Raw genomic sequence first — 14,394 nt, forward strand, 5'->3', positions numbered from 1 at the left:
CCGCGCTTATGCGCCCATCAGCTTCTTAACCAATTCGACACACTGCAGAAACCGCGAATCATAGTCGGCCGATTCAACGCGAACAAAATCAATATGGTTCTCCCGTAGCATAGAAACCAACAGATCCTGAAACTCTTTCCGGTCAACCGAACTGCCCAGACTTCTTAAGCCATCATTCACCCACGGCGTATTATTTTCCAGCAGGATCACTAAATCGAAGCGATATTCATCAATTAACGCCTGTACGAAGGGATGTTCACGCCCCTCATATTTTTTGCAAAACGCCTGCGTGGTAACAAAATCCGTATCGATAAAAGCCACTTTATTCGCATATTTCACCGCGAAATCGATATATTGCGCATGGCCTAAGGCAATTTTATCGTAATCAGAATATTGCAGCGCCATCTCATCGCCGCCGAGATGAGAAAATACGTAGTCCCGGCCATATTCCCACGCACTGGTCGTATTAAAAATATTGGCGAGTTTATTCACCAGCGTCGATTTACCGCTGGATTCACCGCCCAGAATAGCCACAGTGCGGACAAAGAAAGGTTTTACTTCCGTCGGAATATAATCCCAGTAGCGGAATGGATTTTCGCGGATCTGCGAGCCGCTGATATTCATAAACGTACGCTGCGGATCCACCAGCACGGCCTCAATGCCCAAATGTTGCAGATACTGCGACGCATCAGCCTCTTCCGAGGTGTAGATCCAGTTTGGCGTGATGCCTTTCTCTGTCATAAACGCTTTGATGCCTTTACTCCAGACATCCCAGCCGTGCGGATACGGCTCCATGCCCTCTTCATTAAAAGCATGAATACGAATATTTTTCTGATACTTAAAGGTTTGCAGCAGCCAGCGCAGCCGATCGCTGACCGTCGGCTGCTGCGACATTGCGCTGTCTTCAAACAGCTTGCGATCGCGCGTTTCGTCGTAACCGAGGATAATGTGCAATTCATCAACCTGGCTACAGGCGCGCTGGATCAAATAGATATGGCCGGTATGCAGCGGATAAAACTTACCGAATACCACACCAATATTTTTCTGCCGCCGGGGAAATTCAAGGTCGAGGAAGCGGTGCAACGCTTCCAGCTTTTGCGCGCTGGGGCTTTTAATCTTGGCATTCAGCAGCTGGCTTAAATAGCCTTTGGTCATACCGCTGGCATCTGCCACTTGTTGTAATGTGCAGCCCTTCTGGCGAATCGCGGTTTTTAAATAATCAAATGACGACATTGTTGCCTCCTGCAAAAATCTTTAGCCAATTATAAGTCGTCAAAGACGTTTAGCGCATCCGAGAGCTTCTTCACGCCGAAAATCTGCATTCCTTCCGGCACTTTTTTCGGCACGTTTGCCGCCGGAACAATCGCGCGGCGGAAACCGTGTTTGGCCGCCTCGGAGATACGCTCCTGGCCACTCGGCACCGGACGGATCTCACCGGCCAGCCCCACTTCGCCAAACACTACCAGGTCCTGCGGCAGCGGTCTGTCGCGCAGGCTGGAAACCATCGCCAGCAGCAGCGCCAGATCGGCACTGGTTTCGGTTACTTTCACCCCGCCGACAACGTTCACGAATACGTCCTGATCCGCCATCTGCAAGCCGCCGTGGCGATGCAACACCGCCAGCAGAATCGCCAGCCGGTTCTGCTCCAGGCCAACCGCCACGCGGCGCGGGTTCGACATCATCGAGTGATCCACCAGCGCCTGGATCTCAACCAGTAGCGGGCGCGTCCCTTCCCATACCACCATCACCGAGCTACCGGAGGTCACTTCATCCCCGCGGCTAAGAAAAATGGCCGAAGGGTTGCTGACTTCACGCAGCCCCTGTTCGGTCATCGCAAACACGCCGAGCTCATTCACTGCGCCAAAGCGGTTTTTGTGGCTACGCAAGGTGCGAAAACGGGAGTCGGCATCGCCGTCAAGCAGCACCGAGCAGTCGATACAGTGCTCCAGCACTTTTGGCCCCGCCAGCGAACCATCTTTCGTAACATGGCCGACCATAACAATCGCCACGCCGCGGGTTTTGGCGAACCGCGTCAGATATGCTGCCGTCTCACGCACCTGGGCAACGCTACCGGGCGACGACTGAATGTCCGCCATATGCATCACCTGAATCGAGTCGATCACCATCAATTTAGGTTGTTCTTCATCGGCAATCATGCAGATTTGCTCGATGCTGGTTTCCGAAAGCATATTCAGATTGCCCGTCGGCAGCCCCAGACGGTGGGCGCGCATCGCCACCTGTTGCAACGACTCTTCGCCGGTGACATACAGGGTTTTCATCTGTTCGGCGAGCTTACACAGCGTCTGCAACAGCAACGTTGACTTCCCTGCGCCCGGGTTACCGCCAATCAGAATGGCGCTCCCCGGCACAACACCGCCGCCAAGCACGCGGTCAAACTCTTTAAAACCGGTCGAAAAACGCGGCAGCTCTTCCAGACTGATTTCCGAAAGTTTCTGCACTTTCGAGACGCCCGCGCTCCCGGCATAGCCAGAGAGGCGCTCATTACGCGCCACGGTGGGCGAAGCGGCCACACGGATTTCAGTAATGGTATTCCATGCATGGCAGGCGCTGCACTGCCCCTGCCAGCGCGGATAATCCGCGCCGCATTCATTACAGACAAACGCACGTTTGGGAGCTTTCGCCACAATCACCTCTACTTCTTATTGATACTGCCGGAAAGAATACAAAATACGCCCATCAGATCGGCGTGACGGATGGAGACTTCCGCTTTCTCATTCACTTTGGGTTTCGCGTGGAAGGCGATCCCCAACCCGGCGGCTTTGATCATTGGCAGGTCATTCGCGCCATCGCCAATGGCGACGGTTTGCGTGACCGGAATCTCGTACTTCTCAGCCAGCGCTTTCAATGTGTTGGCTTTGTACTGGGCATCGACGATATCGCCCAGCACCTGGCCGGTGAATTTGCCGTCCATGATCTCCAGCTCATTCGCCACTGCCGCGGTGAGGTGCAGCTTGTCACGCAGGTAATCTGCAAAGAAGGTAAAGCCGCCGGAGGCAATCGCCACTTTCCAGCCCAGCGTCTCCAGCTTCAACACCAGTTGCACCAGACCCGGCATCAGCGGCAACGATTCTCGCACCTGCATCAGGATATTGGCATCCGCCCCTTTCAGCGTTGCCACGCGGCTGCGCAAGCTGGCGGTGAAATCAAGCTCGCCGCGCATCGCACGTTCGGTCACTTCCGCCACCATCTCGCCCGTACCGGCAAGCTTCGCAATCTCGTCAATGCACTCGATCTGAATCGCGGTGGAATCCATATCCATCACCAGCAGCCCTGGCGAGCGCAAATGCGGGATTTTACCCAGCGGCGCAACATCCATGCCTTCGTCATGCGCCAGACGCGAAGCGCGCGGCGTTAACGAACCGGCCAGACGGATCACCTGATAATCATCGACGCACCAGGCCGCCACAATCACCATTGCCGCGCCCAGTTTGCGCTGGTAGGTCGTAAGACGCGTTTTATCAAGATTGCGCCCATACAGGAGCCAGCCGCTTCGACCGGCGTGATAGTCCAGAGGCATGACCTCATCACCACTTAAAGAGAGCGGCAATCCTGGCCACTGAGAAACATCGTCGGGCAGATCGCACCAGGTCAAACTGTTAAGCATTAAAGCTCCTGTAAAAACGTTCGCGCCAGAAAGCATCGGAGGGGAAAATAACGCATGAGGCTACCTTGTAACCAGCGCTTCTGGCAACATTAAGCCTCAAATTTTCAACAGGTGGAATATGGCTCGCGCAAAACTTAAATTTCGGCTGCACCGCGCCGTAACAGTCCTCATCTGTCTGGCATTGCTGGTCGCGCTGATGCAGGGCGCATCCTGGTTCAGCCAGAACCATCAACGCCAGCGCAATCCACAGTTTGAAGAGCTGGCCAGAACCCTGGCGCGTCAGGTGACGCTCAACCTTACGCCGCTGCTGCGTACCGAAACGCCGGATGAAAAACGTATTGGTGTCGTGTTACGCCAGCTTACGGAAGGGAGCCGGATCCTCGATGCCGGCGTGTATGACGCGCAGGGCGATCTCATCGCACGTTCGGGCGAAAGCATTGACGTTCGCGACCGGCTGGCGCTCGACGGCAAGAAAGCCGGCGGCTATTTCAATCAACAAATTGTCGAACCCATTCAGGGGAAAAGCGGCCCGCTGGGTTATCTGCGCCTGACGCTGGATACCCACACGCTGGCGACGGAAGCCCGCCAGGTGGATAACACCACCAATATTCTGCGCCTGATGCTGCTACTGTCGCTGGCCATTGGCGTTGTGCTAACACGTACGCTTCTGCAGGGCAAACGCACTCGCTGGCAACAATCGCCGTTCCTGCTGACGGCTAACAAATCCGTGCCGGAAGAAGAAGAGCACGAAAAGAAAGAGTAGCAGTTACCGCTAATGGTAATCTGTTGAAAAGTCAAAGAAAGGAAATCGGCTATGTCGACGCTTCGTCTGCTTATCTCTGAATCTTACGATCCGTGGTTCAACCTGGCTGTGGAGGAGTGTATTTTCCGCCAGATGCCCGCAACACAGCGCGTGCTGTTTTTATGGCGTAACGCCGATACGGTGGTTATCGGCCGGGCGCAGAACCCATGGAAAGAGTGCAATACGCGGCGCATGGAAGAAGACAACGTGCGGTTGGCTCGCCGTAGCAGCGGCGGCGGCGCGGTTTTCCACGATCTCGGTAACACCTGCTTTACCTTTATGGCCGGGAAACCCGAATACGACAAAACCATCTCTACGGGTATTGTGCTCGCGGCGCTGAATGCACTCGGCGTAACGGCGGAAGCCTCCGGGCGTAACGACCTGGTCGTGAAGACCGCAGAAGGCGACCGCAAAGTGTCTGGCTCTGCCTACCGTGAAACCCGCGATCGTGGCTTCCACCACGGCACGCTGCTGTTAAATGCCGATCTCAGCCGTCTGGCTAACTACCTCAATCCGGACAAGAAAAAACTGCAAGCAAAAGGCATTACCTCCGTACGCGGACGCGTCGCCAACCTGGTGGAATTACTACCGGGCATCACCCACGAGCAGATTTGCCAGGCGGTAACGGAGGCCTTCTTCAGCCACTATGGCGAACGCGTTACAGCCGAAATTATCTCGCCGGAGAAAACGCCGGATCTGCCCAATTTCGCCGAAACCTTTGCCCGCCAGAGCAGTTGGGAGTGGAACTTCGGTCAGGCGCCAGCCTTCAGCCATTTACTGGATGAGCGTTTTACCTGGGGCGGCGTGGAGCTGCACTTCGACGTTGAGAAAGGCCATATCACCCGCACGCAGGTGTTTACCGACAGCCTGAACCCAGCGCCGCTCGAAGCGCTGGCAGCGCGTCTGCAGGGCTGTCTGTACCGGGCGGATATGCTGGCGCAGGAGTGCGATGCGTTACTGGTGGATTTTCCGGATCAGGAACAGGAACTGCGCGAGCTGTCGGCGTGGATTGTCAAAGCGGTGCGTTAACTTCAAATGCCTGATGGCGCTGCGTTTATCAGGCCAGAGGAATGCAGGCCGGGTAAGGCATCGCCTCCACCCGGCACAACAAAGAGTTACGCTTTATCGCCCAGCAGGACAGATTCCAGCGCAATTTTGATCATGTCATTAAACGTCGTCTGACGCTCAGCAGAGGTGGTCTGCTCGTGGGTGCGGATATGGTCGGAAACGGTGCAGATAGTCAGCGCTTTCGCCCCGAATTCTGCCGCCACGCCATAAATACCCGCCGCTTCCATTTCCACGCCGAGAATGCCGTATTTCTCCATCACATCGAACATTTCGCCGTCCGGAGAGTAGAACAGATCGGCAGAGAACAGGTTCCCCACGCGCGCGTCAACGCCCAGCGTTTTCGCCGCATCGACCGCGTTACGCACCATGTCGAAATCAGCAATCGCCGCAAAGTCGTGATCTTTAAAGCGCATGCGGTTTACTTTGGAATCGGTACAGGCACCCATACCAATCACGATATCACGCAGTTTCACATCCATACGCACCGCACCGCAGGAACCGACGCGAATGATTTTCTTCACGCCGAAATCGGTGATCAGCTCTTTGGTATAGATGGAGCAGGACGGAATGCCCATACCGTGGCCCATTACCGAGATTTTGCGGCCTTTGTAAGTACCGGTGTAACCCAGCATGCCGCGCACGTTGTTCACTTCGCGGTAATCTTCGAGGAATGTTTCGGCAATGTGCTTCGCACGCAGCGGATCGCCCGGCATCAGCACAACATCCGCGAAATCACCCATTTCTGCATTAATATGTGGGGTAGCCATCGTTAATTCCTTTATGTCGTTAGAACAGAAAGGGCGGGAAGCTCCCGCCCAAAATCATCAGAACATGGCTTTGCCATAGTCCATATCAGAAACGCCAAAGTATTTCGCCAGCGTCTGGCCAATGTCCGCGAACGTTTCACGGTGGCCAAGCGAACCGGGTTTTACTTTCGGGCCGTAAACCAGCACCGGAATGTGCTCACGGGTATGATCAGTGCCTTTCCAGGTCGGATCGCAGCCATGATCGGCGGTAAGGATCAGGATATCGTCCTCGCCCACCAGTTCCATTAGTTCCGGTAGACGGCGGTCAAACAGCTCCAGCCCGCCCGCATAACCGGCGACATCGCGGCGATGGCCCCATGATGAGTCAAAATCAACGAAGTTGGTAAAGACAATTGTCTTATCGCCCGCTTCTTTCATCTCTTTCACGGTGGCGTCAAACAGCGCATCCAGCCCGGTAGCCTTCACTTTTTTGGTGATGCCGCAGTTGGCATAGATATCGGCGATTTTGCCCACGGAAACCACTTGGCCGTCTTTCTCTTCCACCAGTTTTTGCAGCACGGTGGCTGACGGCGGCTCAACGGCCAGGTCATGGCGGTTACCGGTGCGCTGGAAATTACCCGCCTTATCACCGACAAACGGACGCGCAATCACGCGACCAATGTTGTAACCCCCTTCGGTCAGCTCTTCGCGGGCGATTTCGCACAGTTCATACAGCTTATCGAGACCAAACGTCTCTTCATGACAGGCGATCTGGAAGACAGAGTCCGCAGAGGTATAGAAAATCGGCTTACCGGTTTTCATATGCTCTTCGCCCAGTTGATCGAGGATCACCGTCCCGGAAGAGTGGCAGTTGCCGAGATAACCCGGCAGATTTGCGCGTTCTACCAGTTTATCCAGCAGCGCCTGCGGGAAGCTGTTTTCGGTATCGCTAAAATAGCCCCAATCGAACAGCACCGGCACACCGGCGATTTCCCAGTGGCCTGACGGCGTATCTTTGCCGGAAGAGAGCTCATGCGCCCACGCGTAAGCACCAGTGATTTCTGCGTTACCGTCCATCCCGGCCGGGATAAAACCGGTCGCGCCTTCATGGGCTTTCGCCAGCCCCAGACGGGTCAGATTAGGGAGATGCAACGGCCCTTTACGCCCGGTATCGGCTTCACCTTTCGCACAGGCTTCAGCAATGTGGCCAAGTGTGTCAGAACCCGCGTCGCCGAAGCGCTCCGCGTCTTCAGTCGCGCCGATGCCGAAAGAGTCCAGCACCATAATAAATGCACGTTTCATATGTTCTCCGTACCTTGTGCTTTGTAAAAAAGCGATCAGATCAGTATACCGTTATTCAGTAATACGGCGATAGACCGTTGGTGTCTCTTTTGCTGCGATGTCGTCCACAACGAGGGCAGCCTTCACCGCCTGCGCGGCGTCCTGCCAGCTGGCTTCATCCTTCGCGTGAATGACGGCCAACGGACGCTGCCCATCCACGCGCTCGCCCAGACGCACCATATCGGTAAAACCAACGCTGTAATCGATACTGTCCGTCGCCTGGCGACGGCCGCCGCCCATCGACACCACCGCCATGCCCAGCGCACGGGTATCCATTGCGGTAATAAAGCCTTCGTCGTCGGCGTAAACGGCTTTGCTCAACGTGGCGGAGGGCAGATAGTTGGCGTAGTTCTCAACGAAATCCGTCGGCCCTTTCTGCGCCGCGACCATGCGGCCAAAGATCTCTGCCGCTTTTCCGTTATCCAGCACCGCTTGCAGTTTCGCCCGGGCTTCCGCGTCATCTTTCGCCAGTTTGCCGGAAATCAGCATCTCCACGCACAGCGCCATCGTGACATCAAACAGGCGCGGGTTACGGTATTCTCCGGTGAGGAATTGCACCGCTTCACGCACTTCCACCGCATTGCCCGCGCTGGAAGCCAGCACCTGATTCATATCGGTCAGCAGTGCGGTCGTGCGTACGCCTGCGCCATTCGCCACGCCCACAATTGCCTCCGCCAGTTGTTCGGAGAGCGCATAAGTCGGCATAAACGCGCCGCTGCCAACTTTCACATCCATCACCAACGCATCAAGGCCTTCAGCCAGTTTTTTCGCCAGAATGGAAGCGGTGATCAGCGGAATCGAGTCTACCGTCGCGGTGATATCGCGGGTGGCATAAAAACGTTTATCGGCCGGGGCCAGTGAGTTGGTCTGGCCGATAATCGCCACGCCAACATCCTTAATAATGTCGCGGAAGCGGCTATCGTCCGGGAAAATGTCGAAGCCAGGAATGGCCTCCAGTTTATCGAGTGTGCCGCCGGTATGCCCCAGGCCGCGCCCGGAAATCATCGGAATATAACCACCACAGGCGGCAACCATCGGGCCAAGCATTAATGAGGTCACATCCCCGACGCCGCCAGTAGAGTGTTTATCAACAATCGGGCCATTGAGATTAAGGTGTTTCCAGTCCAGAACCGAACCGGAATCGCGCATTGCCATGGTCAACGACACGCGTTCTGGCATGGTCATGTCATGGAAAAAGATGGTCATGGCAAGCGCGGCGATCTGGCCTTCAGAAACGGTGTTATCGCGAATTCCGTTGATAAAGAAACGGATCTCTTCATCACTCAGCGCGAGACCATCGCGTTTTTTACGAATAATTTCTTGAGCGAGAAACAAGGTAACCCCCTGAAGAATGATACGGCCGGGCAACCAAAGCGACCCGGCAAAACATGGTGTTATCGGCCCATACCGCCGAATGGCGGCAATATCTTACCCGGCCTGCGAGGTAGAGGTGCAGGCCCGGTAAATGAAGCCATCAGTAGCTGCTTGCGCTCTTACCGTCGCCGTGTCCCAGCGCTTTCAGCAGGCTTGCCAGCAGGCTGGATGCGCCAAAGCGATAATGACGGGCATCGGCCCAGTCAGCGCCAAACAGTTCATCGGCAATCGCCAGATAGTGCTGCGCGTCTTCCGCGCTGCGCACGCCACCCGCCGGTTTAAAGCCCACGGTTTTCTCAACGCCCATATCGCGGATCACTTCCAGCATGATGCGCGCGCTTTCCGGCGTGGCATTAACCGGTACTTTTCCGGTTGAGGTCTTGATAAAGTCAGCGCCCGCTTTAATCGCGATTTCTGACGCCTTACGGATCAGCGCTTCTTCTTTCAATTCGCCGGTTTCGATGATCACTTTCAACAGCACGTTGGCTGCGGCACACGCCTCTTTACAGGCTTTGACCAGATCAAAACCGACCTGCTCGTTACCGGCGATCAGCGCACGGTACGGGAATACTACGTCAACTTCATCAGCACCGTAGGCAATCGCCGCGCGGGTTTCTGCCAGCGCAATGTCGATATCATCGTTACCGTGCGGGAAGTTGGTTACCGTCGCAATACGTACGTCCGGTGTTCCCTGTGCGTTCAACGTCTTACGCGCAATCGGGATGAAACGCGGATAGATGCAAATGGCAGCGGTATTCCCTACCGGGGTTTTGGCCTGATGACACAGCGCAATGACTTTCTCGTTGGTGTCATCGTCGTTCAGGGTGGTCAGATCCATTAATTGCAACGCGCGCAGGCTGCTTGCCGTTAAATCACTCATATTCTCTCCGACGGCGTAATGCCGATTTTCTGTTCGGGCTTGTTAATATTCTAACATCAACCCACGATTACACTTCGATACTCATCACAGTTAATGAAAACTTAATTCACGTTTGCAAAACCATAATGAGACATTCATCAAACTTTAAAACGCAAAAGCGGTCGTGATTACCGCTAAGGTGCGCATGGATCAAAAGTGGTTATCCGCCGGTGTCTTACACTCTTCGTCCTGAATGCACGGGATAAAGAGGAAGATCATGTCGATACCGGTTAATCCAGGATTACAGACACGCTGCCAGCAGATTGTTACCAGCCCAACGCTCACGCCGCAGCAGAAACACCATTTTCTCGCGCTGGAGGCGGAAAATAGCCTCCCCTATCCGGCGCTGCCGCAAGCCGCGCGGGAGGCGCTCGATGAAGGGGCAATTTGCGATATGTTTGAAGGGCACGCGCCCTACAAACCGCGCTATGTCCTGCCGGATTACGCCAAATTTCTGGCTAACGGATCCGCATGGCTGGAGCTGGAAGGGGCAAAGGATCTCGATGATGCGCTCTCTTTGCTGACCATTCTTTATCACCATGTTCCCTCTGTTACCGGCTTGCCGGTTTACCTCGGGCAACTAGATGCGTTACTGCAACCATATGTTATAATTCTAACACAAGAAGAAATCGATATTCGAATAAAACGCTTCTGGCGCTATCTCGACAGAACCTTACCGGATGCCTTTGTCCACGCCAATATCGGCCCTTATGACACGCCAGTCACTCGGGCTATCTTACGCGCCGATGCTGAGCTAAAGCAGGTCGCGCCGAATCTGACGTTTATTTATGATCCGCAGATCACGCCAGATGATCTGCTGCTGGAAGTTGCTTGTAACATCTGCGCGTGCAGCAAGCCGCATATCGCCAATGGACCTTTGCATGATAATATTTTCACAAAAGGTGGTTATGGCATTGTCAGTTGTTACAACTCGCTGCCACTGGGCGGTGGCGGCAGTACGCTGGTACGGCTGAACCTGAAAGTCATCGCTGAAGGCAGCCGTTCTCTGGAGGAATTCTTTACCCGGCGGCTGCCCCATTATTGCCAGCAACAATTGGCCATTATCGATGCGCGCTGCGACTTCCTGTATCAACAATCCGGTTTCTTTGAGCATAGCTTCCTTGTGCAGGAGGGGCTGATTGCCGCCGATCGTTTTGCGCCAATGTTCGGCATCTACGGGCTGGCTGAAGCGGTCAATATTCTGTGCGAGAAAGCGAACATTGCAGGACGTTACGGTAAAGATGAGCAGGCGAATGCTCTCGGCTACCGCATCAGCGAGCAACTGGCGGCGTTTGTTGAAAACACACCGGTCAAACATGGATGGAAACAACGCGCGTTACTGCATGCGCAGTCCGGCATCAGTTCCGATATCGGTACCACACCGGGCGCGCGTCTGCCTTATGGCGATGAACCCGATCCGATTACCCATTTGCTGGCCGTTGCGCCGCACCACGCCTGGTACAAAGCCGGGATCAGCGATATTTTAACCCTCGACGAAACCGTTAAACGCAACCCGCAGGCCGTGGTGCAACTCTGCCTTGGCGCGTTTAACGCCGGAATGCGCGAGTTTACCGCCAACGTCGCGGGCAATGATTTGGTGCGCGTTACCGGTTATATGGTGCGCCTGTCGGACCTGGAGAAATTCCGCGCCGAAGGTTCGCGCACCAGCACCACCTGGCTGGGTGAAGAAGCCGCGCGCAATACGCATATTCTTGAGCGACAACCCCGAGTGGTAAGCCATGAGCAGCAGATGCGCTTTCGTCAGTAACCTGATCCCCTTCTCTTGCGTCGACGGGCCGGGCAGCCGACTGGCGCTGTTTTTACAGGGCTGTAATCTGCGCTGTAAGAGCTGCCACAATCCGTGGACGATCGGCCGCTGCAACCACTGCGGCGACTGCGTGCCAGGTTGTCCGCATCAGGCGCTGGCGTTTGACGGCGGGCAAGTACAGTGGAACGCCGTAACCTGCCAGCAGTGCGATACCTGCCTGCAAATGTGTCCGCAACAGGCAACGCCGATGGCACAAATGATGTCTGTAGAAGAGGTGGTGGCGAAGATCCGCAAAGCCGCGTTATTCATTGAAGGCATCACAGTCAGCGGCGGCGAGGCCACGTTACAACTGCCGTTTCTGCTCGCGCTGTTTTCTGCGCTGCGTGCCGATCCGCAGCTACGCCATCTGACCTGCCTTGTCGACAGTAATGGAATGCTGAGCGAAACCGGCTGGCATAAGTTGCTGCCGGTTTGCGACGGGGCAATGATCGATCTTAAAGCCTGGAACAGCGAACATCACCGTTTTCTCACCGGGCGGGATAATACACCGGTGAAAAATAGCCTGCGCCTGCTGGCGGCACAGAACAAGCTGGCCGAATTGCGTTTGCTGGTGATCCCGCAACATAGCGACTATTTGCTGCATATCGACACGCTGGCGGCGTTTATCTGTGAACTGGGGCGTATTCCGGTGCGGCTCAACGCATTTCACGCGCACGGCGTTTACGGCGAGGCAAAAAGCTGGCGCAGCGCAACCGAGGAAGATATCGAACCACTGGCGGAAGCGCTGCAACAACGCGGCGTCACCACTGTGCTTCGTCCGGCGCTATATCTGTAAAGCGAAAAGCTGCTGCGTATTCTCCAGCAACGTTTGGGCGATCACATCCGGGGCTTCAGGGCGCAATTCACACAGCGTGGCAAAAACCCGCGCCGCCTGTTCCGGCCGGTTAGGCTGCCCCTGGAAGCCGTTCAGCGGCATATCCGGCGCATCGGTCTCCAGCAACAATGCGGATAGCGGCAACTGCGCCATTACATCACGGGTTTTACTGGCGCGTGGATAAGTGATCGTTCCGCCGACGCCAATGTAATACCCCAGTTCGATAAAACGCTGCGCCTGTTGCAGGCTACCGGAAAAGCCGTGAACCACGCCGGTGCGCGGCAAAGCCTGCTTTTTCAGGTGCATCGCCAGTTTGTCATGCGTGCGCCGCGAATGGAGGATCACTGGTAAATCAAAGCGTTTCGCCAGTTTTAGCTGCGCATCCAGTACCTGCTGCTGGCGCTCAAACTGCGGATTATCGCGATAGAGATCAAGGCCAATCTCGCCAATTGCCACCACTTTTTCCGGCCTGGTGGCCAGCGCCTGCTCAAGCCGTTCAAGGCTTTGTGCCGTATGTTCTTCAATCACAATCGGATGCAGACCCAGCGCGGCATACAGCGCAGAATGCTCGCGCGCCAGAGAACAAACGCGATCAAAATAACGCGCGGCGATGGCGGGTACGATAATGCGCCCGATGCCAGCGTCTGCCGCGCGGGCAATACTGGCGACTTCATCGCCCGTGAAGGGCGGAAAATCAAAATGACAGTGCGTATCGATAAAGCGGAAACTCACGCCGTATCCTCTTTATTAATGGGTAAGTCGTTGGCTTGTACCGCGTTAACCAGCGGCGCATCCAGCACATCATTGGCGACGGCGGCAGGCGGAACCACGCGGGTGGCAGGAACGGGCGCGGCAACGACCTCGGGCGGCACAATAAGGGGAGCTGGCACCACAGTATGACGAATCAGCGGCGGGGTTTCCGCCAGCAGTTTTCCTACCGTCGCCAGGAAATAACGTCCACACAGCCGACCAATTTTATAATCATCACGCAGCGCCGGTAACCGGCTGCCCAGCGCCATGCTATGCAAAAGTTTCGGCGGATAGATTTCAAGTATGCGTAGTTTTCCCGGCGGCGTTTCGATAAACCGCTGAATCGCCGAGTAACTTTTCTCGTGGTGCTGTACCAGATTAACCAGCGGCTGCAAGCTGCTGTCGCCCAGCCAGCGTTCCATACGTTTAAACCACTGCGGCGTGTAGTACGTCTGAGAAGGCACGGTGCGGATCACCACGATGGTTTTTGCTCCGCGCTTAGCCGCTTCCTGAACCGGGATCGCATCGCTGACGCCGCCATCGAAATAGTTCACGCCATTGAGCGACACCCCAGAACGGTAAAAACCCGGAATCGCGCTGGAGGCACGGATCAGATCCAGCCATGTCTGGTGGGTCGGCGCAAAATATTCCGCGGTGTAATCATCCTGGCGGCAGGCACACATATAGAACGCCTTACCGGCATCAAAAGAACGCGCGGCAAAATCCATCGCCAGCGGCATCTGGCGGGATGTCGAATCCACCAACCAGTCAAGATCGATAAGGTTACCGCCGCGCACAAAGCGCACCGGATCAAAAAAGTCACGCGTGGTGGTGTAGCGCATGATCACTTTGCGGGCGTAGCCGGGCTGGTTGCATACATAAGCCGAAAGGTTTTGCGCGCCCGCAGAGGTACCAAAGTAGAGATCGAAGGGGTTAAAGTTTGCCTGCATAAACTCGTCAAGCACCCCGGCGGTGAAAATACCACGCTGACCTCCGCCTTCACACACCAGTGCGAGACGGCCCGGACGAAACGGTTTTAACGCCAGGGGCGCAATATTGCCCAGCGTTATTGGAATATATTGCCCCACCCTGCTTTCCTTTTGGCTGCGTTGTATCTGTCAAAGTAA

The 14,394-nt window shown here is 55.5% G+C and carries 13 protein-coding genes; 4 read left to right on the forward strand and 9 right to left on the reverse strand.

What is annotated here, in order from left to right; translation table 11 throughout:
* Nucleotides 1-6: 6 nt before the first annotated feature.
* The 3 genes from nadR to serB are packed head-to-tail and all read right to left on the reverse strand — an operon-like array spanning nucleotide 7 to nucleotide 3,625.
* The gene (gene nadR, locus Y71_RS23180; RefSeq protein WP_007373050.1) at nucleotides 7-1,233 is read right to left on the reverse strand and encodes a multifunctional transcriptional regulator/nicotinamide-nucleotide adenylyltransferase/ribosylnicotinamide kinase NadR; all 1,227 of its coding nucleotides are present in this window, start codon (nucleotides 1,231-1,233) and stop codon (nucleotides 7-9) included.
* Nucleotides 1,234-1,262: 29 nt separating this feature from the next.
* Nucleotides 1,263-2,645 carry a DNA repair protein RadA gene (radA, locus tag Y71_RS23185; RefSeq protein WP_007373049.1) on the reverse strand — a complete coding sequence of 461 codons (1,383 nt, stop codon included), beginning with the start codon at nucleotides 2,643-2,645 and terminating at the stop codon, nucleotides 1,263-1,265.
* A gap of 8 nt (nucleotides 2,646-2,653) precedes the next feature.
* Nucleotides 2,654-3,625 (reverse strand): phosphoserine phosphatase, encoded by a 972-nt coding sequence (gene serB, locus Y71_RS23190; protein ID WP_007373048.1) that lies wholly within the window; start codon nucleotides 3,623-3,625, stop codon nucleotides 2,654-2,656.
* Between the two features lie 118 nt (nucleotides 3,626-3,743).
* Here serB and Y71_RS23195 point away from each other — a divergent pair, with 118 nt between their 5' ends.
* Complete coding sequence (locus tag Y71_RS23195; protein ID WP_007373047.1) at nucleotides 3,744-4,388, forward strand: YtjB family periplasmic protein; 645 nt, start codon at nucleotides 3,744-3,746, stop codon at nucleotides 4,386-4,388.
* Between the two features lie 51 nt (nucleotides 4,389-4,439).
* Nucleotides 4,440-5,456 carry a lipoate--protein ligase gene (gene lplA / locus Y71_RS23200; RefSeq protein ID WP_007373046.1) on the forward strand — a complete coding sequence of 339 codons (1,017 nt, stop codon included), beginning with the start codon at nucleotides 4,440-4,442 and terminating at the stop codon, nucleotides 5,454-5,456.
* A gap of 86 nt (nucleotides 5,457-5,542) precedes the next feature.
* Here lplA and deoD read toward each other — a convergent pair whose 3' ends face one another.
* The 4 genes from deoD to deoC all read right to left on the reverse strand — a co-directional run bounded on the left by deoD (nucleotide 5,543) and on the right by deoC (nucleotide 9,836).
* Nucleotides 5,543-6,262: a purine-nucleoside phosphorylase gene (deoD, locus tag Y71_RS23205; protein ID WP_007373045.1), complete on the reverse strand. Its 720-nt coding sequence runs from the start codon at nucleotides 6,260-6,262 to the stop codon at nucleotides 5,543-5,545.
* Nucleotides 6,263-6,319: 57 nt separating this feature from the next.
* Nucleotides 6,320-7,543: a phosphopentomutase gene (gene deoB, locus Y71_RS23210; RefSeq protein ID WP_007373044.1), complete on the reverse strand. Its 1,224-nt coding sequence runs from the start codon at nucleotides 7,541-7,543 to the stop codon at nucleotides 6,320-6,322.
* Between the two features lie 51 nt (nucleotides 7,544-7,594).
* Nucleotides 7,595-8,917, reverse strand: coding sequence for a thymidine phosphorylase (deoA, locus tag Y71_RS23215; protein ID WP_007373043.1), 1,323 nt, complete (start codon nucleotides 8,915-8,917; stop codon nucleotides 7,595-7,597).
* 139 nt (nucleotides 8,918-9,056) lie between these two features.
* Entirely contained in the window at nucleotides 9,057-9,836 is a 780-nt protein-coding gene (deoC, locus tag Y71_RS23220; RefSeq protein WP_007373042.1) for a deoxyribose-phosphate aldolase, read from the reverse strand.
* Nucleotides 9,837-10,092: 256 nt separating this feature from the next.
* Here deoC and Y71_RS23225 point away from each other — a divergent pair, with 256 nt between their 5' ends.
* Both Y71_RS23225 and Y71_RS23230 read left to right on the forward strand, forming a co-directional pair.
* Entirely contained in the window at nucleotides 10,093-11,643 is a 1,551-nt protein-coding gene (locus tag Y71_RS23225) for a YjjI family glycine radical enzyme (protein ID WP_007373041.1), read from the forward strand.
* Nucleotides 11,615-12,478 carry a YjjW family glycine radical enzyme activase gene (locus Y71_RS23230; protein WP_007373040.1) on the forward strand — a complete coding sequence of 288 codons (864 nt, stop codon included), beginning with the start codon at nucleotides 11,615-11,617 and terminating at the stop codon, nucleotides 12,476-12,478. Before Y71_RS23225 ends, Y71_RS23230 begins: the two co-directional genes overlap by 29 nt.
* Here the strand turns inward: Y71_RS23230 and Y71_RS23235 are convergent.
* Nucleotides 12,467-13,249, reverse strand: coding sequence for a metal-dependent hydrolase (locus Y71_RS23235; RefSeq protein WP_007373039.1), 783 nt, complete (start codon nucleotides 13,247-13,249; stop codon nucleotides 12,467-12,469). The genes Y71_RS23230 and Y71_RS23235 overlap by 12 nt on opposite strands.
* The gene (locus Y71_RS23240) at nucleotides 13,246-14,355 is read right to left on the reverse strand and encodes a patatin-like phospholipase family protein (RefSeq protein ID WP_007373038.1); all 1,110 of its coding nucleotides are present in this window, start codon (nucleotides 14,353-14,355) and stop codon (nucleotides 13,246-13,248) included. Before Y71_RS23240 ends, Y71_RS23235 begins: the two co-directional genes overlap by 4 nt.
* Nucleotides 14,356-14,394 lie beyond the last annotated feature (39 nt).

This window comes from Kosakonia radicincitans DSM 16656, from assembly GCF_000280495.2.
Lineage (GTDB): Bacteria > Pseudomonadota > Gammaproteobacteria > Enterobacterales > Enterobacteriaceae > Kosakonia > Kosakonia radicincitans.